This window comes from Pseudomonas sp. MB-090624, from assembly GCF_003205245.1.
GTDB lineage: Bacteria > Pseudomonadota > Gammaproteobacteria > Pseudomonadales > Pseudomonadaceae > Aquipseudomonas > Aquipseudomonas juntendi.
Genome location: NZ_QJRK01000026.1, coordinates 1 through 19,443 on the forward strand (window position 1 = coordinate 1; position 19,443 = coordinate 19,443).

General features: G+C 65.1%; 15 protein-coding genes. 3 read left to right on the forward strand and 12 right to left on the reverse strand.

Going from position 1 to position 19,443, the window contains the following annotated elements:
- Nucleotides 1-195: 195 nt before the first annotated feature.
- Together argA and argE are read right to left on the reverse strand one after the other, a co-directional pair.
- Nucleotides 196-1,494: an amino-acid N-acetyltransferase gene (argA, locus tag DMX12_RS15645; RefSeq protein WP_029888017.1), complete on the reverse strand. Its 1,299-nt coding sequence runs from the start codon at nucleotides 1,492-1,494 to the stop codon at nucleotides 196-198.
- A gap of 124 nt (nucleotides 1,495-1,618) precedes the next feature.
- Nucleotides 1,619-2,761 (reverse strand): acetylornithine deacetylase, encoded by a 1,143-nt coding sequence (argE, locus tag DMX12_RS15650; protein WP_110678545.1) that lies wholly within the window; start codon nucleotides 2,759-2,761, stop codon nucleotides 1,619-1,621.
- Between the two features lie 230 nt (nucleotides 2,762-2,991).
- Here argE and DMX12_RS15655 point away from each other — a divergent pair, with 230 nt between their 5' ends.
- Nucleotides 2,992-4,359: an inorganic triphosphatase gene (locus DMX12_RS15655; protein WP_110678547.1), complete on the forward strand. Its 1,368-nt coding sequence runs from the start codon at nucleotides 2,992-2,994 to the stop codon at nucleotides 4,357-4,359.
- Nucleotides 4,360-4,493: 134 nt separating this feature from the next.
- On the opposite strand, the gene DMX12_RS15660 is transcribed toward DMX12_RS15655, so the two are convergent.
- Nucleotides 4,494-4,967 carry an Lrp/AsnC family transcriptional regulator gene (locus DMX12_RS15660; protein ID WP_054905209.1) on the reverse strand — a complete coding sequence of 158 codons (474 nt, stop codon included), beginning with the start codon at nucleotides 4,965-4,967 and terminating at the stop codon, nucleotides 4,494-4,496.
- A 379-nt stretch (nucleotides 4,968-5,346) separates the two neighbouring features.
- Here DMX12_RS15660 and DMX12_RS15665 point away from each other — a divergent pair, with 379 nt between their 5' ends.
- Together DMX12_RS15665 and DMX12_RS15670 are read left to right on the forward strand one after the other, a co-directional pair.
- Nucleotides 5,347-7,020, forward strand: a complete 1,674-nt coding sequence (locus tag DMX12_RS15665; protein ID WP_110678549.1) for a GspE/PulE family protein — start codon at nucleotides 5,347-5,349, stop codon at nucleotides 7,018-7,020.
- 85 nt (nucleotides 7,021-7,105) lie between these two features.
- Complete coding sequence (locus DMX12_RS15670; protein WP_009684128.1) at nucleotides 7,106-7,420, forward strand: DUF2388 domain-containing protein; 315 nt, start codon at nucleotides 7,106-7,108, stop codon at nucleotides 7,418-7,420.
- Nucleotides 7,421-7,466: 46 nt separating this feature from the next.
- Here the strand turns inward: DMX12_RS15670 and gcvP are convergent, their stop codons facing one another.
- From gcvP to pepP, 9 genes are all read right to left on the reverse strand, one after another.
- Nucleotides 7,467-10,340, reverse strand: a complete 2,874-nt coding sequence (gcvP, locus tag DMX12_RS15675) for an aminomethyl-transferring glycine dehydrogenase (RefSeq protein ID WP_110678551.1) — start codon at nucleotides 10,338-10,340, stop codon at nucleotides 7,467-7,469.
- 309 nt (nucleotides 10,341-10,649) lie between these two features.
- On the reverse strand, nucleotides 10,650-11,033 hold the full coding sequence (gene gcvH, locus DMX12_RS15680; RefSeq protein ID WP_110678553.1) for a glycine cleavage system protein GcvH: 384 nt from the start codon (nucleotides 11,031-11,033) through the stop codon (nucleotides 10,650-10,652).
- A gap of 51 nt (nucleotides 11,034-11,084) precedes the next feature.
- Nucleotides 11,085-12,167 (reverse strand): glycine cleavage system aminomethyltransferase GcvT, encoded by a 1,083-nt coding sequence (gene gcvT, locus DMX12_RS15685; protein WP_110678555.1) that lies wholly within the window; start codon nucleotides 12,165-12,167, stop codon nucleotides 11,085-11,087.
- 124 nt (nucleotides 12,168-12,291) lie between these two features.
- Nucleotides 12,292-13,914: an iron ABC transporter permease gene (locus DMX12_RS15690; RefSeq protein WP_110678557.1), complete on the reverse strand. Its 1,623-nt coding sequence runs from the start codon at nucleotides 13,912-13,914 to the stop codon at nucleotides 12,292-12,294.
- Between the two features lie 162 nt (nucleotides 13,915-14,076).
- Nucleotides 14,077-15,078 carry an extracellular solute-binding protein gene (locus DMX12_RS15695; RefSeq protein ID WP_047150145.1) on the reverse strand — a complete coding sequence of 334 codons (1,002 nt, stop codon included), beginning with the start codon at nucleotides 15,076-15,078 and terminating at the stop codon, nucleotides 14,077-14,079.
- Between the two features lie 117 nt (nucleotides 15,079-15,195).
- Nucleotides 15,196-16,413 (reverse strand): 2-octaprenyl-3-methyl-6-methoxy-1,4-benzoquinol hydroxylase, encoded by a 1,218-nt coding sequence (locus tag DMX12_RS15700; protein ID WP_166524963.1) that lies wholly within the window; start codon nucleotides 16,411-16,413, stop codon nucleotides 15,196-15,198.
- Nucleotides 16,414-16,421: 8 nt separating this feature from the next.
- On the reverse strand, nucleotides 16,422-16,904 hold the full coding sequence (locus tag DMX12_RS15705; protein WP_009684137.1) for a DUF4442 domain-containing protein: 483 nt from the start codon (nucleotides 16,902-16,904) through the stop codon (nucleotides 16,422-16,424).
- Entirely contained in the window at nucleotides 16,901-18,100 is a 1,200-nt protein-coding gene (gene ubiH, locus DMX12_RS15710; protein ID WP_054905399.1) for a 2-octaprenyl-6-methoxyphenyl hydroxylase, read from the reverse strand. The genes DMX12_RS15705 and ubiH overlap by 4 nt, the downstream gene beginning before the upstream one ends.
- Nucleotides 18,097-19,431 carry a Xaa-Pro aminopeptidase gene (gene pepP / locus DMX12_RS15715; RefSeq protein ID WP_054911886.1) on the reverse strand — a complete coding sequence of 445 codons (1,335 nt, stop codon included), beginning with the start codon at nucleotides 19,429-19,431 and terminating at the stop codon, nucleotides 18,097-18,099. Before pepP ends, ubiH begins: the two co-directional genes overlap by 4 nt.
- Nucleotides 19,432-19,443: the final 12 nt, after the last annotated feature.

The following is a 19,443-nucleotide window of genomic DNA, read 5'->3' on the forward strand; positions in this document are numbered from 1 at the left end:
CTGGCCCGAAACAAACGTAGGAGCGAGCGCAGCTCGCGATTGCGCCGCGCGGGCGGCGCTCGATCTCACAGGCGCTGAAGATGCTCCGGCTACCCTTGCCAGGAACCATAGAATCTCCCACAGGTACTGCACAACCTTCAGGGCTGGCGCTTTCCCTGTGGGAGCCGGCTTGCCGGCGATAGGGCCGGTACAGGTTTACAAAGACTTCTCGAAAATCTTCGAATTACGCTGATAGTTGTACAGCGAAGCCCGCGCTGCCGGCAGGCGCTCCACGCCACTCGGCGCAAAGCCACGTTCGCGAAACCAGTGCGCAGTACGGGTAGTAAGCACGAACAGGGTACTCAAGCCCATTTGCCGCGCACGGCTCTCGATGCGCTCCAGCAATTCGTCGCCCCGCCCACCATGGCGGTATTCCGGGTTGACCGCCAGGCACGCCAGCTCGCCGGCCTCGGAATCGGCAATCGGGTACAGCGCCGCACAGGCGATGATCATGCCTTCGCGCTCGACCACACTGAATTGCTCGATCTCACGCTCCAGCACCTCGCGCGAGCGACGCACCAGGATGCCCTGCTCTTCCAGCGGGCTGATCAGGTCGAGCAAGCCACCGACGTCTTCGATGGTCGCCTCGCGCACCACCTCGAACTGCTCCTGCGATACCAGCGTGCCGCCCCCGCCGCGGGTGAACAGCTCGGTCAGCAGGGCGCCGTCTTCGGCATAACTGACGATGTGGCTACGCGCGACGCCGCCCTTGCAGGCTTCAGCCGCAGCATCCAGCAACTCGCCCTGGTAATCGCTGCCCAGGCGCTGCAGGTGCGGGGCCACCTGTTGTGGGCGCAGCTCGCGTATCAGCTTGCCGTCTGCGTCCAGCAAACCTGGCTCGGCGCCGAACAGCAGCAGCTTGTCGGCACCCAGGTCGATGGCCGCGCGGGTAGCGACGTCCTCGCAGGCCAGGTTGAAGATCTCCCCGGTGGGTGAGTAACCCAAGGGCGACAACAGCACGATGGAGCGCTCGTCGAGCAGGCGGCTGATGCCCTTGCGGTCGACCCGGCGCACTTCGCCGGTGTGGTGGTAGTCCACCCCTTCGAGCACACCGATCGGCCGTGCGGTGACCAGGTTGCCGGACGCCACGCGCAGGCGCGAGCCCTGCATCGGCGAGGCCGCGATGTCCATCGACAGGCGCGCCTCGATGGCCAGGCGCAGGGCGCCGACAGCGTCGATCACGCAATCCAGGGTGGCGGCATCGGTGATGCGCAGGCCGCGGTGGTAATGCGGCGTCAGGCCGCGCTCAGCCAAACGGCTTTCGATCTGCGGGCGCGAGCCGTGCACCAGTACCAGGCGCACGCCAAGGCTGTGCAGCAGGACCAGGTCGTGGACGATATTGCCGAAGTTGGGGTGCTCTACCCCATCGCCAGGCAGCATGACCACGAAGGTGCAGTCGCGATGGGCATTGATGTAAGGGGAGGCATGACGCAGCCAGTTGACGTAATCGGGCATGACAGGGCCTGTGAATAAGTGGACGGAGAACGGCGATACACGGGGCGTTCAGGATCATCGTCGGAACAGGCTTGCGGTCACGCGCGGTCTCCTCTAGGCAGGAACGAATCAGTACGATTGACGTTTAGTGCAGGCAATAGTGCCGGATCAGGTCACGCAATAGACGCACGGTAGGCTCGATTCGTGACATTTCAAGGTATTCGCCAGGCTGGTGGGCGCAGGCGATGTCGCCGGGGCCCAACACGATGGTCTGGCAACCCAGCTGCTGAAGATAAGGTGCTTCGGTGCCGAACGCCACCGCTTCGGCGCGATGGCCGGTCAGGCGTTCGGCTACCTGCACCAGCTCGGCGTCGGCCGCCTGCTCGAACGGCGGCACCTCCGGGAACAGCGGTGCGTAGTCGATACGGACCTCGTGGCGCTCGGCCAGCGGCTGCAGTTTCTCGCGGATGGCCGCCCGCAGCTGCTCGGCATCCATGCCGGGCAAAGGCCTCAGGTCGAACTCCAGTGCGCACTGGCCGCAGATACGGTTTGGGTTGTCGCCGCCGTGGATGCAGCCAAAGTTCATGGTCGGGGTGGGCACGCTGAACTGCGGGTTGCGGTAGGTTTGCTGCCATTGCTGGCGCAGGCCCATCAGCTCGCCCATGACCGCGTGCATGGCTTCCATGGCGCTGTGGCCCAGGCTTGGGTCCGAGGAGTGGCCGCTGCGCCCCAGGATGTCGATGCGCTCCATGAGGATGCCCTTGTGCATGCGGATCGGCCGCAGCCCGGTCGGTTCGCCGATCACCGCCGCTCGCCCCAACGGCTGGCCAGCCTCGGCCAGGGCGCGGGCACCAGACATGGAGCTTTCTTCGTCACAGGTGGCGAGGATCAGCAGGGGCTGCTTGAAATCGTGCTCCAGCAGCGGAATGACGGCTTCGATGATCAGGGCGAAGAACCCTTTCATGTCGCAGCTACCCAGGCCAACCCAGCGCCCGTCGGTTTCTGTCAGCTTCAGCGGGTCACTGCGCCACAGTTGTTCGTCGTAGGGCACGGTGTCGCTGTGCCCCGCCAGCACAAGGCCGCCCGGGCCGGTGCCGCGGCTGGCCAGCAGGTTGAACTTGCCGGGGGTAACCTGCTGAATGTCACACTGGAACCCCAGGTCGCCCAGCCAACCGGCGAGCAGCTCGATGACCTGGCGGTTGGACTGGTCCAGCGCTGGCTGGGTGCAACTGACCGAAGGCGCGGCGATCAAGGCGGCAAACTGGTCTTTCAGCGTCGGCAACGGCATGCGCGTACTCCTGGGAAGCGTTGCCCATCATAACAATGCCTATCGTTCCCAGGGCAAGCGTGTGGGCTTCTTCGCGGGCTTGCCCGCTCCCACATCGATTTCAATGCCTTCAAGGGCTGCGCTTTGCCTGTGGGCGCGGGCGAGCCCGCGAAGAAACCACCGCGACCCGACAGAGCGCGGCCGACTGCTGTAAACTCCTTGCCAACCACGCCCCCTCCTTCGAGTCTGTGATGCACAAAGAAACCGAACTCAAGCTACGCGCCAGCCGCGAGACCCTTGCCGCCCTGCGCGAGCACCCTCTGCTGAAAAAGCGCAACAAGTCCGGCTGGCAGACCCGCGAACTGACCAACCAGTACTTCGACACTGCCGAGCGTGAGCTGTCTGCTGCCCGCGTGGCCCTGCGCCTGCGTCGCGATGGCGATGTGGTCATCCAGACCCTCAAGTGCCGCGGCCAGAGCGTAGCGGGCCTGTCGGAGCGCAATGAGTACGAGTGGAACCTGGACAAGCCCAAGCTGGACCTGAAAAAGCTCGATGCCACCTGCTGGCCCGAACAACTGGCCGGCCTGGACAAAAAGACCATCAAGCCACTGTTCACCACGGACTTCACCCGCGAGTTCGCCGAAATCGCCTGGGGCCGTGGCAAAAGCAAGGTGGTGATCGAGGCCGCGCTGGACCAAGGCTTCGTGTTCGCCGGCAAGCGCAAGGAAGCCATCTGCGAGCTGGAGCTTGAGCTGCGCGAAGGTGAGCCGCAGGCACTGCTGGAACTGGCCGCCGAGCTGGCCGCCAGCCTGCCGTTGATGCCGTGCGACATCAGCAAGGCCGAGCGCGGCTACCGCCTGCTGGAGCCAGACAGCTATGAGCTGGGCCTGCCAGGGGCCGAGCTGGACGCGGAAATGGCCGTGGACGACGCCTACGCCGCCCTGGCCTGGCAACTGCTGGGCAGCAGCCAGCGCCTGGCCGAGCAGTACCGCCACAATGGCCACTGGCGCCTGTTGCAGGACTGGGTCGAGTGCCTGAGCGAACTGCGTGCCTTGACCGCCAGCCTGGGCCAGGCCGCACCGCGTGCCGCTACCCGTGAACTGCGCAGCAGCCTCGACGCCCTGCTGGAAGACTGGCGCCCGCTGGTGCAGGCCGGTAACGACGACGAAGACATCCGCCGCGCCGCGCCCGAGCAGTTTGCCGAAGAGCTGGAAGACGTGCGCTGGGGCCAGTTCTCGCTGGAAACCTCACGCTGGCTGCTGGCCCGCACCTGGACAGTTGAACGCAAGGGCCGTGGCGAACGCCAGGGCAAGGCGCAGCTGGCCAGCTGGATGGGCCATTTGCTGGGTGAAGAAGGCCGTGCACTGAAGCTGCCGCTGTACACCCAGCGCCCCGAAGACCTGGCTGAGCAACTGCCGCGGATCGAACAGTTGCTGGCCTGGCTGCACCACGCCCGCCAGGTGCTGGAAGCACCGCAGATGGACCGCCTGTATGGCGACCTGAAGAAGCTGCACGAGCTGGCCGAACTGCCGATCAGCGATGAAGTGCTGGAAGCACGCATCGACCAGGCACGGGCAGTCGACCAGAGCCGTGGCTGGAAGCACCTGCTCAAGGCCTGATGCGGCCCTGTAGGAGCGGCCCTGCGTCGCGAAAGGGGTGCGAAGCGCCCCCGGGATCTGCGCTTCAAGCAGATACTGCCGGGGCCGCTTTGCGGCCCTTTCGCGACGCAAGGCCGCTCCTACACGAAACCACGTCAGCGGGTCTTGAGCGGCAGGCTGGTCGTGGACTTGATCTCTGAAAGTGCCACAATCGAGTTCACTTCCTGAATCCCCGGCACGTTCGACAGCTTTTCGAAGAAGAACCGCTCGTAGGCCTCGATATCCGAGGTAACGATGCGCAGCAAAAAATCCACCGCGCCCATCAGCACATAGCATTCCAGCACCTCCGGGAAGCCGCGAATGGCCTCGGTGAATTCGGTGAAGTTGGAGCGCCCGTGGGCATTGAGCTTCACCTCGGCGAATATCTGGGTGTTCAGGCCGATCTTTTTGCGGTCGAGCAAGGTCACCTGCCCACGAATCACCCCCTCGTCCTTCAAACGCTGGATACGCCGCCAGCACGGTGACTGTGACAGCCCCACACGCTCGGCAATCTGCGCGCTGGAAAGCGAAGCGTCCTCTTGCAGCAGTTCAAGAATGCGCCGATCGTAGGCGTCCAGCTCGCTATGCATTGCTGTTTCTCCATGATGGGTGCTGACGAATTGCTCAATTCGTTAGCCAAGCAAAATGGTCAAATCATAGCGAATAAAGGCTGCCTAATGCCTGTCAGTTAAGCGTTACTGGGGCTGCTTTGCAGCCCTTCGCGGGCACGCCCGCTCCCACACGTTAGGCGCTGAACTCAAGAAATGCGCGATCACCCTGTGGGAGCGGGCGTGCCCGCGAAGGGTCGCAAAGCGGCCCCAAATTACTTGACCGACAGGCATTAGCCTATAGCCTCGCGCAATACCTCTGCACCGTAGGTGTAAAACCCCGAAACCCTTCCCCCGTGATGCCCGCGCCCCGCCCGGCTAGCCTGATCGGCACATTCCCGAACAGGCACGGACGCCCAGCATGCATAGCCCGCACACAATGACCCTCGACCTTGAACGCGTGCTCGCCGCGCTGGTCGCCGACCAGCACCTGCACGCCAACGACGCCGAGCACGTGCTCGACAACGCCGCCGCCCACCCCGCTTGCCATCCGCTCGAACAGATCGCCGCCTGCAGCCTCGAACACCGCCAACAGCCTGGCCAGCAGCTGGACCTTGAGCACCTTTGCCAATGGCTGGCCCGCAAGGTCGGCCAGCCTTACCTGCGCATCGACCCCATGCAGCTCGACCTGCCCCAGGTCAGCGGCCTGATCGCGCCGGCCTTCGCCCAGCGCCACGGCATCCTCATCGTCGCAGCCGACGCCCTCGGCGTTACCGTCGCCAGTGCCGAGCCCTACCAGAACGACTGGCAGGCCGACCTGGCCCGCAGCCTGGGCCGGCCGATTCGCCGGGTGCTGGCCAGCCCGTTGCAAATCCGCCAGGCAGGGCAGTCGTTCCAGCACCTCGCCCAGTCGGTAAAAGGCGCGCAATACCAGCAGGCCGCCGGCCTGGGCGAACTCGAGCAACTGCTGGAACTGGGCAAGCGCCAGGCCGAAGCCAGCGCCGACGACGCGCACATCGTGCACATCGTCGACTGGTTGCTGCAGTACGCTATCGAACAACGTGCCAGCGACATTCACCTGGAACCCCGCCGCGATCAGGGCCAGTTGCGCTACCGCATCGACGGCCTGCTGCATAACGTGTACGCCTTTCCTGCCGGCGTGACCTTGGCACTGGTCAGCCGCCTCAAGCACCTGGGGCGCATGGATGTGGCGCAAAAGCGCCGGCCGCAGGACGGCCGCCTGCACAGCCGCCTGCCCGGCGGCGGTGAGGTCGAGCTACGGCTGTCGACCCTGCCAACCGCCTACGGCGAAAAGCTGGTGCTGCGCCTGTTCGACCCGCAGCAACTGCACGAGGGCTTCGACCGCCTCGGCCTGCAAGGCCAGCAACTGGCCCAGTGGCAGCGCCTGTTGGCCAAGCGCCAGGGCATCATCCTGGTGACCGGCCCCACCGGCTCCGGCAAGACCAGCACGCTGTATACCAGCCTCAAGCTATTGGCCACGCCACAGGTCAACCTGTGCACCATCGAAGACCCCATCGAGCGCCTGGAGCCGGCGTTCAACCAGTTGCAGGTGCAGCCCGCCCTGGACCTTGGTTTTGCCGCCGGGGTACGCGCCCTGCTGCGTCAGGACCCGGACATCATCATGATCGGCGAAATTCGCGACCGCGAAACGGCCCTGGTGGCGGTACAGGCCGCCCTGACCGGGCATTTGGTGCTGTCTACCCTGCACACCAACGATGCCTGCGCGGCCATCACCCGCCTGCAGGAACTGGGCGTGGCCGACTACCTGATCAAGGCGACGCTGGTCGGCGTCATGGCCCAGCGCCTGGTACGCACCCTGTGCCCGGACTGCCAAGCGAATACCTGCGCCCACTGCCGTACCTGCCGAGGCACCGGCTTTCATGGCCGCACCGGTTTATTTGAACTGCTCGAGCCCAGCGACCAGCTGCGCGCGCTGATCGGCCGGGATGCCGACCTGACCATTCTGCGGCAACAGGCCCGGGCCGATGGCCTGGTGGACCTTCGCCGTTGTGGCGAGGCCAAGGTGACCACTGGGCAGACCTGCATGCATGAGGTATTGCGCGTGTGCGGCTGACGAAAAGCCCCGGCATTCAGGAACTTGCCCCATTGGAAAAGATCCAACGGCGCATCTTCAACCCCACCCTTCGAGGTGTTTCAACATGCGTCTCAAAACTGCCGTTGCCGCCGCTGCCCTGCTCTCGCTGCCTATGGGCTCGGCCATGGCTGATACCTTTTGGCGTAACGTGATTTCTTCCGGGGCAACGACTGGTTCGACCTACCTGACGTCGCGGGACCACAAGCTTGTCCTCGCCGCGCAGGACGACGCCAGCAGCTTCGTTGCCAGCGAAGGTGCGATTCGTGGGCCGTTCCTGGAAGCCGCCATGCACCAGGCACGGGCCGAGAACCCGGGGCTGCAGGCCTCGGACATGGAGCTGGCCAATGCCATCCTGGCCAAGAATGCGGTAGCCGAGTAAAACCCCGGGGCGCGCGCTGCGCGCCCAATCGGTCACCCCTGCGCTATCAGCGATAAGCCTCCACCGGCACACAGGCACAGAACAGGTTGCGGTCCCCATACACGTTGTCGACCCGGTTAACCGCCGGCCAGTACTTGTATTGGCGCACATGCGCAACCGGTGCCACCGCCTGCTCCAGGCTGTAGGGCCTGTCCCATATACCCAGGACATCGGCCAAGGTATGCGGCGCATGCCTGAGCGGGCTGTTCTCTGCCGGCCACTTGCCATCCTGAACGTCCGCGATCTCCGCGCGAATTGCCAGCATCGCTTCGATAAAGCGGTCCAGCTCGGCCTTGGACTCACTTTCGGTCGGTTCCACCATCAGCGTACCCGGCACCGGGAACGACATGGTCGGTGCATGGAAGCCGTAGTCCATCAGGCGCTTCGCCACGTCCTCCTCGCTGATGCCCGTCAGCGCCTTCAACGGCCGCAGATCGAGTATGCACTCATGGGCCACGCGCTGGTTACGCCCGCGGTAGAGCACCGGGAAGGCCCCTGCCAGCTGGCTGGCCAGGTAGTTGGCAGAGAGGATCGCCACCTCGCTGGCGTCAGCCAGTTGCGGGCCCATCATGGCAATGTACATCCAGCTGATCGGCAGAATGCTGGCGCTGCCCCAGGGCGCAGCGCTGACCGCACTGTTGTTCGGATCCAGGCCGGGGACCGGTACCACCGGGTGGCTGGCGACGAAGGGTTGCAGATGAGCGCGAACACCGATCGGCCCCATGCCCGGACCACCGCCGCCGTGGGGGATGCAGAAGGTCTTGTGCAGGTTCATGTGCGACACATCGGCACCGATGTCGGCAGGGCGCGCCAACCCCACCTGGGCATTGAGGTTCGCGCCGTCCATGTACACCTGGCCGCCGTGCTGGTGTACCACGTCACAGATTTCGCGAATGCCCTCTTCGTACACGCCGTGGGTTGAGGGGTAGGTGATCATCAGGCACGACAGGCGCTCACCGGCTGCGCCGGCCTTGGCCTTGAGGTCTGCCAGGTCGACGTTGCCGCCCTGATCGCAATCGACTATCACCACCTCCATGCCGGCCATCTGTGCCGACGCCGGGTTGGTGCCGTGGGCCGACGACGGGATCAGGCACAAGGTACGCTGCGGTTGCTGGCAGCTGCGGTGGTAGCGGGTAATCGCCATCAGGCCAGCGTACTCACCCTGGGCCCCGGAGTTGGGCTGCATGCAGATGGCATCGAAGCCGGTAATGGTGCACAGCCAGCTTTCCAGCTCGTCGATCATCGCCTTGTACCCGACGGCCTGCCCCACCGGGGCGAACGGGTGCAGCTGAGCGAAAGCAGGCCAAGTGATCGGGATCATCTCGCTGGTAGCATTGAGCTTCATGGTGCAGGAGCCCAGCGGAATCATCGACTGGTTCAGCGCCAGGTCCTTGTTCTCCAGCTGCTTGAGGTAGCGCAGCATCTCGGTTTCGCTGTGGTGCAGGTTGAACACCGGGTGGGCAAGGAACGGCGAATGCCGCACCAGGCTGGGCGGAATGCCTTCGGCCAGGGCCGACTGGTCAAGCGCGGGGATGTCCAGCCCGTGGTCAACCCCCACGAAAATGTCCAACAGGCGCAGCACTGTCTGCTCGTTGCAGGTTTCATCCAGGCTCACGCCCAGGTGGCCGCGGCCCAGTATGCGCAGGTTGACCTGTGCGGCTTCAGCGCTCTCGATGATGGCTGCCTGTGCGCCACCCACGTCGAGGGTAAGGGTGTCGAAGAAGTGCTGGTTGAGGCGCTTGATGCCTTTGGCCGCAAGGCCGGCCGCCAGTATCGCCGTCAGCCGGTGCACGCGCTGGGCAATGCGCTGCAGCCCTTGCGGGCCGTGGTAGACCGCGTAGAAGCCGGCGATGTTGGCCAGCAGCACCTGCGCCGTGCAGATGTTGGAGTTGGCCTTTTCACGGCGGATATGCTGCTCGCGGGTTTGCAGGGCCATGCGCAGCGCGGTGTTGCCACGGGCATCACGCGACACGCCGATGATGCGCCCGGGCATGGCCCGCTTGTAGTCGTCGCGGCAGGCGAAATACGCCGCATGTGGCCCGCCGTAACCCATCGGTACACCAAAGCGCTGGCTGGAACCCAACACCACATCGGCGCCCAGCTCGCCGGGCGGCGTGAGCAGTACGAGGCTGAGCAGGTCGGCTGCCACGCAGGCCAGGGCGTGCTGGCCATGCAAGTGCTCGATCAGCGGGCGCAGGTCGCGCACCTCGCCGTGGGTATCGGGGTACTGCAGCAAGGCGCCGAATACCGCATGCGTGTTCAGCTTATCCACAGAGTCGATGATCAGTTCGAAGCCGAAGCCTTCGGCGCGGGTCTTGAGCACTGACAGGGTCTGCGGGTGGCAGTGCTCATCGGCGAAGAATGCGTTGCTCTTGCTGCGCGCCACGCGCTTGGCCAGGGCCATGGCCTCGGCGGCGGCAGTCGCCTCGTCCAGCAGCGAGGCGTTGGCCAGGGCCAGCCCGGTCAGGTCGATGACCATCTGCTGGTAGTTCAGCAGCGCCTCCAGCCGGCCCTGGGCTATTTCGGGCTGGTAAGGCGTGTAGGCGGTGTACCAGCCGGGGTTTTCCAGCACGTTGCGCAGGATGACCGTGGGGGTGATGGTGCCGTGGTAGCCCATGCCGATCAGGCTGGTCCATACCTGGTTTTGCGCAGCGTAACCCGCGAGTTTGGCCAAGGCCGCCTGCTCGTCGAGTGCCGGAGGCAGGTCGAGGGGGCGCTTGAGGCGTATGCCTGGCGGAACGGTTTGCTCGATCAGCTCGGCGCGGCTCGCCACGCCCAGTGCGTTGAGCATGGCCTGCTGCTCGGCGGCATCCGGGCCCAGGTGGCGACGCAGGAACGGGTTGAGCTCTTGCAGTTGATGCAGGGACGGCGACTGGGACATGACCACGCTCTCTTCCTGGAACAGCTCTCATGGAGACTACAAGTCTAGGAAGGGATTGCCGGTTGTGCGGGGAAACTTGTTTGGTCAGTACCGGCCCTATCGCCGGCAAGCCGGCTCCCACAGGGATCGCATCAGGGCTGACAGGTGTTTGTCAGAAGACATGCAGCGCCTGTGAGAGCGAGCGCAGCTCGCGATGCGCCGCGCGGGCGGCGCTCGATCTCACTGGCACTGCATATCTTGTGGCGACCACCTGTCAGCCCTGATGCGATCTCTGTGGGAGCTGGCTTGCCGGCGATCAGGCCTGAAGCCTTATTCGCCGATCGCAGCCTTGTAACCAGCAGCATCCAGCAGCTTGTCCAGCTCGGCCTTGTCGCTTGGCTTGAGCTTGAAGATCCACGCCCCGTAAGGCTCTTCGTTGAGCTGCTCCGGGCTGTCAGCCAGCTCTTCGTTCACCGCGATCACTTCGCCACCCACCGGGGCATAGATGTCCGAAGCGGCCTTGACCGACTCGACCACGCCGGCAGCGTCACCCGCGGCGAATACCTTGCCGACTTCGGCAAGTTCGACGAACACTACGTCACCCAAGGCCTCCTGGGCGTGGTCGCTGATGCCCACGGTAACGGTGCCGTCGGCTTCCAGGCGGGCCCACTCGTGGCTCTCGGCGAAACGCAGGTCGGCGGGGATATTGCTCATGTCTTGAATTCCTCGATTGGCTCAGCGGTACGCCCGCCGGTAAATAATGGTTCAGATCAGGATCTTGCCGTGGCGCACGAAGGTCGGTTTGACCACCCGCACCGGGTACCACTTGCCGCGAATTTCCACCTCGGCCCGGTCACCAGTGGCCATGGGCACGCGCGCCAAGGCAATGGACTTGCTCAGCGTAGGCGAGAAACTACCACTGGTGATCTCCCCTTCGCCAATACCGGCGACACGCACGACCTGATGGGCGCGCAGCACGCCGCGCTCTTCCAGTACCAGGCCGACCAGTTTTTCCTGCACACCGTGCTCGATTTCCGCCAACAGGGCAGCGCGGCCAATGAAGTCACGCTCGGCAGGCTCCCAGGCAATGCTCCAGCCCAGGTTGGAGGTAAGCGGGGTGTGCTGCTCGTCAATGTCCTGGCCGTACAGGTTCATGCCGGCTTCCAGGCGCAGGGTATCGCGCGCGCCAAGGCCGCTGGGGGCAATGCCGGCACCCACCAGGTCGTTGAAGAAGCCCACGGCCTGGTCGCCAGGGAAGATGATCTCGAGGCCGTCTTCACCGGTATACCCGGTGCGGGCAATGAACCAGTCGCCTTCGGCAAAGCCTTCGAACGGGCGCAGTTCGCGGATCAGCGCGGCACGCGCGGCGCTAAGCAGGGGCGCAACCTTTTCTCGGGCACGCGGGCCCTGGATGGCAAGGATGGCCAGGTCGGGGCGGACCTTGAAGTCCACGGCAAAACCGTCACGCTGCTGCTGCAGCCAGCCGAGCACCTTGGCGCGGGTGGCGGCGTTGGTGACCAGGCGATAGCCATCTTCCGTGCGGTATACGATCAGGTCGTCGATCACTCCGCCCTGCGCCTGCAGCAGCGGGCTGTATAACGCTTTGCCGGTGTCGTCGATGCGGGCCACATCGTTGGCCAGCAGGCGCTGCAGCCAGGCGGTGGCATCGCTACCATCGACATCGATCACAGTCATGTGGGAAACATCGAACACCCCGCAATCGCTGCGCACCTGATGGTGCTCCTCGACCTGCGAGCCATAGTGCAGGGGCATGTCCCAGCCACCGAAATCGACCGTTTTGGCGCCTAGCGCCAGGTGCAGGTCGTACAAAAGCGTGCGCTGTCCCATGGGTTTCTCCTTCCGGGCGTGGCGAAGCGGCGGCGGTCGATGACGTTGCGCGTCAGCTCTTGTTGTTTGACACCCGCCGCGCGAATGCCGCGCATTGTAGCCGCAAGCCCGCGCGCTGGCACCCTCAGTGACCGTGGCCGGGTCGACGGGCCGAACGGCGGATCAGGCCGATGACCGGCAACAGGCCCACCAGCACCAGCGTCAGGGCGGGCAATGACGCTCGCGCCCATTCGCCTTCACTGGTCATCTCGAAAACCCGTACCGCAAGCGTGTCCCAGCCGAACGGCCGCATCAGCAAGGTGGCCGGCATTTCCTTGAGTACGTCGACAAACACCAACAAGGCGGCGCTGAGGGCGCCAGGCAGCAACAGCGGCAGGTAGACCTTGAGGAACAACCTGGCACCGCCGACACCCAGGCTGCGTGAAGCCTCGGGCAAAGAAGGCCGAATGCGCTCCAAGCTGCTTTCCAGTGGCCCGTAAGCCACGGCGATAAAGCGCACCAGGTAAGCCAGCAGCAAGGCCGACAGGCTGCCCAGCAGCAACGGTTTGCCGGCCCCGCCCAACCAGCCGGACAACGGGATGACCAGCTGGTTGTCCAGGTAACTGAAGGCCAGCATGATCGACACCGCCAACACCGAACCGGGCAAGGCATAGCCCAGGTTGGCCAGGCCGACCCCGGCGCGTATGCCGGCGCTCGGCGCCTGGCGCCGGGCGAAGGCCAGCAGCAATGCTGCGCTCACGGTGAGCAGCGCGGCCATGGCGCCCAGGTACAAGGTGTGCGACACCAGGCCGACATAGCGCTCGTCCAGGTCATGCCGCCCGCGCTGCCAGAACCACGCCAGCAGTTGCAGCAGCGGGATGACGAAGGCGCAGGCGAACACCAGCAGGCACCAGCCGCTGGCCAGCAACGCCTTCAGCCCGCGCAAGCGGTACAGCGCCTGCCCGCGTGGCCGCTCGTTGCCACTGCGGCTGGCGCCGCGGGCGCAGCGCTCGCCGTACAGCACCAGCATTACCGCCAGCAGCAACAGGCTGGCCAGCTGGGCTGCGCTGGACAGGCTGAAAAACCCGTACCAGGTCTTGTAGATGGCTGTGGTGAAGGTGTCGAAATTGAACACCGCCACCGCGCCGAAATCGGCCAGGGTTTCCATCAGCGCCAGGGCGACACCGGCGCCGATCGCCGGCCGCGCCATGGGCAGCGCCACCCGCCAGAAGGCCTGCAAGGGTGATAACCCAAGCACCCGCGCGGCCTCCATCAAGCCTTTGCCCTGTGCCAGGAACGCCGTGCGCGCCAGCAGGTAGACATAGGGGTAGAACACCAGCACCAGCACGATGATGACCCCGCCAGTAGAGCGCACCCGGGGCAGGCGCATGGGGCCGAATACCTCGCGCAGTGCGGTCTGCACCGGGCCCGCGAAGTCCAGCAGGCCGACGAACACGAAAGCCAGCACATAGGCGGGTATGGCGAACGGCAACATCAGCGCCCAGTCCAGCCAGCGCCGGCCGGGGAACTCACAGAGGCTGGTGAGCCAGGCCAGGCTGACGCCCAGCACGGTGACGCCGATGCCCACCCCCAGAACCAGCGTCAGGGTGTTACCCAGCAGGCGGCTCATCTGGGTGTCGAGCAGGTGCGACCAGATCTGCACGTCTATGGATTGCCACGACAGCAGCAGCACGCTGAGGGGCAGGAGCACCAGGGCAGCGATCAGCGATACCGGCAAGTACCAGCGGCGTTGGGGGGTGTGGGACAAGGTGAATGTCTCTATGGCTGGTTTGCGACCGCTTTGCGGTCGTTCGCGGGCTCGCCCGCTCCCACAGGGACTGCCCATATCTCAAGGGCAGTGCAGATCCTGTGGGAGCGGGCGAGCCCGCGAAGAGGCCCTTTCAGGCCCCGAGAGGATAAAGCCCGGCGCTTAATTCCAGCCAGCCCGATCCATCAGACGGATGGCTTCAGCCTGGCGTTTGCCGGCAATTTCCACCGGAATGCTGTCTGCCTTGAAGCTGCCCCACGCTGCCACTTCTTCCGATGGCCTGACTTTCGGGTTGGCCGGGAATTCCTGGTTGATGTCGGCGAACAGTTTCTGCGCTTCTTCACCCGTCATCCATTCCACCAGCTTGGTCGCTGCCTCGGGGTGCGGTGCATGTTTGGTCAGGCCAATGCCCGACAGGTTCACGTGCACGCCACGGTCGCCCTGGTTGGGCCAGAAGAGCTTCACCGGCAACTGCGGGTTCTGCTTGTGCAAGCGGCCGTAGTAGTAGGTGTTGACGATGCCCACGTCGCACTGGCCGGCCTCGATGGCCTGAATCACCGCGTTGTCGTCGGAGAACACATCGGTGGACAGGTTGTTGACCCAGCCTTTGACGATTTGCTCGGTCTTCGCCTCGCCATGGGTTTCGATCAGGGTGGCGGTCAGCGACTGGTTGTAGACCTTTTTCGCCGTGCGCAGGCACAGGCGGCCTTCCCATTGCTTGTCGGCCAGGGCCTCGTAGGTGCTCAACTCTGCCGGTTTGACCCGCTCGCTGGAGTAGACGATGGTGCGCGCGCGCAAGCTGAGGCCGGTCCAGTCATGGGACGAGGCGCGGTACTGCGGCGGAATGTTCTGGTCGATGGTGGCGGACTTGATCGGCTGCAGGATGCCCATTTGCTCGGCCTGCCACAGGTTGCCGGCATCGACGGTCAACAGCAGGTCGGCCACGCCATTGTCGCCCTCGGCCTTGATGCGCTGCATCAGCGGCGCTTCCTTGTCGGTGATGAACTTGATCTTGACGCCGGTTTTGGCGGTATAGGCATCGAACACCGGCTTGATCAGCTCATCGATGCGCGAGGAGTACACCACCACTTCTTCCGCTGCCTGGGCGGTGCCGCCGAACAAAGTCAGGGCCAGGGCGGCCAGTAGGGGCTTGCGTGGCAACATGGAAAGCGCTCCTCGGAAGGTATGAGAGGCGCAAATGGTAGTGAATCCCATTTTCTTGCTCATCCTTTGAGCCGTTACCGGATGTTGCAGAGGGGCCGCAAAGCGGCCCCGGCCATCTCAAGCCCTGGCCAATTCCGGCAAATCCCCGGACAGCCCCAACGCCTGGCGCACGAACATCGCCTTGGCTTCGGGCATCTGCTGCACCAGCTTCAGCCCACTGTTGCGCAACCAGCGCAACGGCAGCGGGTTGGCCTGGAACAACCGCTCGAACCCTTCCATCGCCGCCATCAGCGCCAGGTTATGCGGCATGCGCCGGCGCTCGTAACGGCTCAGTACCTTCACATCCGCCAGCCGTTCGCCACGCTCGCAGGCCTTGCCCAGTACGTCGGCCAGCACCGCCGCATCCAGAAACCCCAGGTTGACGCCCTGCCCGGCCAAGGGGTGGATGGTGTGGGCCGCATCACCCACCAACGCCAGGCCGTGCTCCACGTAGCGCTTGGCGTGGCGCTGACGCAGCGGTACACACACCCGTGGGTCGGCCTGCAACACGCTCCCCAGGCGCCCCTCGAAGGCCCGCTCCAGGGCCTGCACGAAGGCAGCGTCATCCAGCGCCATCAACCGCTCGGCCTGCTCCGGCGTGGTCGACCAGACGATCGAGCACCAGTCTTGCTGGCCATCCCGGGTCAACGGCAGGAAGGCCAGCGGCCCCTCATCGGTGAAGCGCTGCCAGGCTGTGGCCTGGTGCCCGGCGCTGCAACGCACGCTGGTCACGATAGCGTGGTGCAGGTAATCCCATTCGCGGGTGTCGCAACCGGCCAGCCGCCGCACGGCCGAATGGGCGCCATCGGCCGCGACCACCAGCGGCGCGCGCAGGCGCCGGCCATCGGCCAGGGTCAGCAGCCAGTCATCGCCAGAGCGGCGCAGTTGTTCCAGCCGCGCATTGGCCAGCAGGCCGACATCGCTGTCGTGCAGGCGCTCCAGCAGGCTGTCCTGCACCACGCGGTTCTCGACGATATGGCCGAGCACCTGGGCGTGCACGCTGGCGGCCGAAAAGTGGATCTGCCCGGTGCCGCTGCCGTCCCACACATGCATGTCGGAATACGGCGTGGCACGCCGCTGGGCAATGCCCTCCCAAGCACCGAGGCGTTCGAGAATGCGCTGGCTGGCGGCCGACAATGCGCTGACACGCGGTTCGAACGGCGCCTGGGCATCGAACGGCTTGACCGTCAGCGGGCCGCCGTCGAGCAAGAGGATTTGCAAGCCACTGTGGCGTAACGCCAGGGCCAGGGCGCTGCCGACCATACCGGCACCGACAATCAACAGATCTGCGCGCATTTCCATGCCTACGCCAGCCTCGCTTGCGGCTTGAGCCGCACATATAGGGTTTTATCGACCCGCGCCACCAGTTCGCCGGCGCCATCGCGGATATCGACCTGCACACGCGGCAGGCACTTCTTGCCGGTAGCGGTCTGCTGGCGAATGTCGTCCAGCAGCGCGTCATCGACGTGGAATTCGGCAAACACCGGGCCTTTGCCCGGCGCGATGAAATCGATGCTGGCAGCCTTGTCCCAGACAATGTAGTCGCGCCCCAGCTGCTCGATCAGCAACAGCATGTAGAACGGGTCGACCATGGCATACAGGCTGCCGCCAAACTGGGTACCGACGTAATTGCGGTTCCAGCGCGTCAGCTTCATTGCCACCTTCACGCTGCGCAGGTCCGGGCTGATGTGCTGCACGCGGATACCTGCCCCCAGGTAAGGCGGGTAAAGGTTCAACAGCCAGCGCAGCATGCGCGCCCGGCGTGCGCGTTTACGGGGGTTGCTCATGCCTGGCCCTGCCGGTCGGGGCGGGTGCCCAGGCCCATGGCCTGGCGAGCGAACCAGCTTTTGGCCGGTGGCAGCAGGTCGAGCCCGAGCAGGCCCAGGTTGCGCCCGGCGGCCAGCAACGGCTGCTGGCTGCCGAACAGGCGGGTGACCTGGTCGGAGAAGCCGATGGTCATGGCCTGGTCCAGGCGCTGGCGCTGGTGATAGGCCTGCAGCGTGGCCAGGTCGCCCGGACGCTGCGGGCCGGCAAGCAGCGCCTCGGCCAACGCCTGCACGTCACGCAACGACAAGTTGAACCCCTGCCCGGCAATCGGGTGCAAGCTGTGCGCAGCGTTGCCCAGCACCACCAACTGTGGCCGCACCTGCTCCTGGGCTTCGATCAACGACAGCGGGTACAGATGCCGTGCACCCACCTGGCGCAGCGCGCCCAGCCGGTAGCCGAACACCCCCTGCAACTCGCGCAGGAAACTGCGCTCGTCGATCGCGGCCAGGCGTTTTGCGTCCATGCCCTGGCGGGTCCATACCAGCGCGCAGCGGTTATCCGGCAATGGCAGCAAGGCCATGGGGCCGTCTTCGGTGAAGCGCTCGAAGGCCTGGCCGCCATGGGCCTCGCCAGGGCTGATGTTGGCGATCAGGGCGCTTTGCTGGTAGGGCGTATGGCGTACCTGGATGCCCAGTTGCTCGCGCAAACCAGAACGGCCGCCGTCGGCCAGGACTGCCAGGTCGCATTGCAGCTGGGTGTCGTCGTTCAAGCGCAGCTGGTAGCCACCGTCGACCGCCTGCAGCGCGGTCACTTCTGCCGGGCAGCGCCAGCTGACCACCTCGCGGTCCAGGCCTTGCCACAGGCACTGGCCCAGCCAGGCGTTCTCCACCACGTAACCCAGCGCCGGCACGCCTTCTTCCTGGGCATCAAGGCGGGTGGCGCCAAAGCGGCCACGGTCGGAGACGTGAATCTGCCGGATCGGCTCGGCGCGCTGGCCAATGGCCTGCCACAGGCCCAGTTGCTGATAGATCTGCTGGGTGCCGAACGATAACGCCGAAGAGCGGGCATCGTAGCTGGGCTGGTAACTGTCGCCAGGGGCGAACGGCTCGATCAGCAGGATCTTCCAGCCTCTGGCCTTGGCCCCGGCCTGCAAGGCCAACGCCAGGCTGGCACCCACCAGGCCGCCACCAATGATTGCCAGGTTTACCCGGTTCATGCGGCGTCCTTGCGTGCAGCCTGCATCAGCGCCTCGATCTCGGCGACCGTGCGTGGCACGCCCGAAGTGAGTATTTCACAACCTTGCCTGGTCACCACCACGTCGTCCTCGATCCTTACGCCAATGCCGCGCCACTTCTTGGCCACGGCCTGATTGTCGGCACCAATGTAGATACCCGGTTCGACGGTCAGCGCCATACCCGGTTCCAGCACCCGCCATTCACCCCCCACCTTGTACTCGCCCACATCGTGCACATCCATGCCCAGCCAGTGGCCGGCGCGGTGCATGTAGAAGGCGCGGTAGGCTTCGCTGTCGATCAGCGCCTGCACATCGCCTTCCAGCAGGCCCAGTTCCACCAGCCCGGTGGTGATGACCCGCACGGTCGCCTCATGGGCATGATTCCAGTGCTTGCCGGGGGCGATTTCGGCGAACGCGGCCGCCTGCGCCTTGAGCACCAGCTCGTAGATAGCCTTCTGCTCGGGTGAAAAGCGCCCGCTGACCGGGAAGGTGCGGGTGATGTCACTGGCGTAGCAGTCGATTTCGCAGCCGGCGTCGATCAGCACCAGGTCGCCCTCCCTGAGCGGTGCGTCATTCTGCTGGTAGTGCAGGATGCAGCCATTGCGCCCAGCGGCAACGATGGAACCGTAGGCCGGCATCTTCGCCCCGCCCTTGCGGAACTCGTAGTCCAGCTCGGCTTCCAGGCTGTATTCGTACAACCCGGCCCGGCAGGCCTGCATGGCCCGCACATGGGCACGCGCAGAAATGTCTGCAGCCGCGCGCATGACCTTCACTTCCGCTGCCGATTTATACAGGCGCATGTCATGCAGCAGATGATCCAGCGCAACGAACTCGTTCGGTGGCTGGGCACCCAGCCGGGCCTTGGAGCGGATCACGTTGATCCAGTCCATCAACCGGCGGTCGAATTCAGGGTTGCTGCCCATGGCGCTGTACACCCGCTCGCGGCCTTCGATCAGGCCAGGCAGGATTTCGTCGATGTCAGCGATGGGGAATGCATCGTCGGCGCCAAAATCACTCACTGCGCCTTCCTGGCCGGCGCGCAGGCCATCCCACAGCTCCCGCTCGGGGTTGCGCTCACGGCAGAACAACACGTACTCACCGTGCTCGCGCCCGGGGATCAGGGCAATGACTGCCTCTGGCTCGGGGAAGCCGCTGAGGTACTGGAAGTCGCTGTCCTGGCGGTACACGTGCTCGACGTCGCGGTTGCGGATGGCAACCGCGGCGGCGGGCAGGATGGCGATGCTGTTGGGGACCATCTGCGCCATCAGCGCCTTGCGCCGCCGGGCATACTCGGCCTTGGGAATGTGGCTCATGGGCAGACTACC

What these genes read in the sequence shown, in the direction of transcription:
- argA (WP_029888017.1), bottom strand. Translation starts at nt 1,494, where the DNA reads ATGCCCGATTACGTCAACTGGCTGCGTCATGCCTCCCCTTACATCAAT.
- argE (WP_110678545.1), bottom strand. Translation starts at nt 2,761, where the DNA reads ATGCCGTTGCCGACGCTGAAAGACCAGTTTGCCGCCTTGATCGCCGCG.
- DMX12_RS15655 (WP_110678547.1), top strand. Translation starts at nt 2,992, where the DNA reads ATGCACAAAGAAACCGAACTCAAGCTACGCGCCAGCCGCGAGACCCTT.
- DMX12_RS15660 (WP_054905209.1), bottom strand. Translation starts at nt 4,967, where the DNA reads ATGCATAGCGAGCTGGACGCCTACGATCGGCGCATTCTTGAACTGCTG.
- DMX12_RS15665 (WP_110678549.1), top strand. Translation starts at nt 5,347, where the DNA reads ATGCATAGCCCGCACACAATGACCCTCGACCTTGAACGCGTGCTCGCC.
- DMX12_RS15670 (WP_009684128.1), top strand. Translation starts at nt 7,106, where the DNA reads ATGCGTCTCAAAACTGCCGTTGCCGCCGCTGCCCTGCTCTCGCTGCCT.
- gcvP (WP_110678551.1), bottom strand. Translation starts at nt 10,340, where the DNA reads ATGTCCCAGTCGCCGTCCCTGCATCAACTGCAAGAGCTCAACCCGTTC.
- gcvH (WP_110678553.1), bottom strand. Translation starts at nt 11,033, where the DNA reads ATGAGCAATATCCCCGCCGACCTGCGTTTCGCCGAGAGCCACGAGTGG.
- gcvT (WP_110678555.1), bottom strand. Translation starts at nt 12,167, where the DNA reads ATGGGACAGCGCACGCTTTTGTACGACCTGCACCTGGCGCTAGGCGCC.
- DMX12_RS15695 (WP_047150145.1), bottom strand. Translation starts at nt 15,078, where the DNA reads ATGTTGCCACGCAAGCCCCTACTGGCCGCCCTGGCCCTGACTTTGTTC.
- DMX12_RS15700 (WP_166524963.1), bottom strand. Translation starts at nt 16,413, where the DNA reads ATGCGCGCAGATCTGTTGATTGTCGGTGCCGGTATGGTCGGCAGCGCC.
- DMX12_RS15705 (WP_009684137.1), bottom strand. Translation starts at nt 16,904, where the DNA reads ATGAGCAACCCCCGTAAACGCGCACGCCGGGCGCGCATGCTGCGCTGG.
- ubiH (WP_054905399.1), bottom strand. Translation starts at nt 18,100, where the DNA reads ATGAACCGGGTAAACCTGGCAATCATTGGTGGCGGCCTGGTGGGTGCC.
- pepP (WP_054911886.1), bottom strand. Translation starts at nt 19,431, where the DNA reads ATGAGCCACATTCCCAAGGCCGAGTATGCCCGGCGGCGCAAGGCGCTG.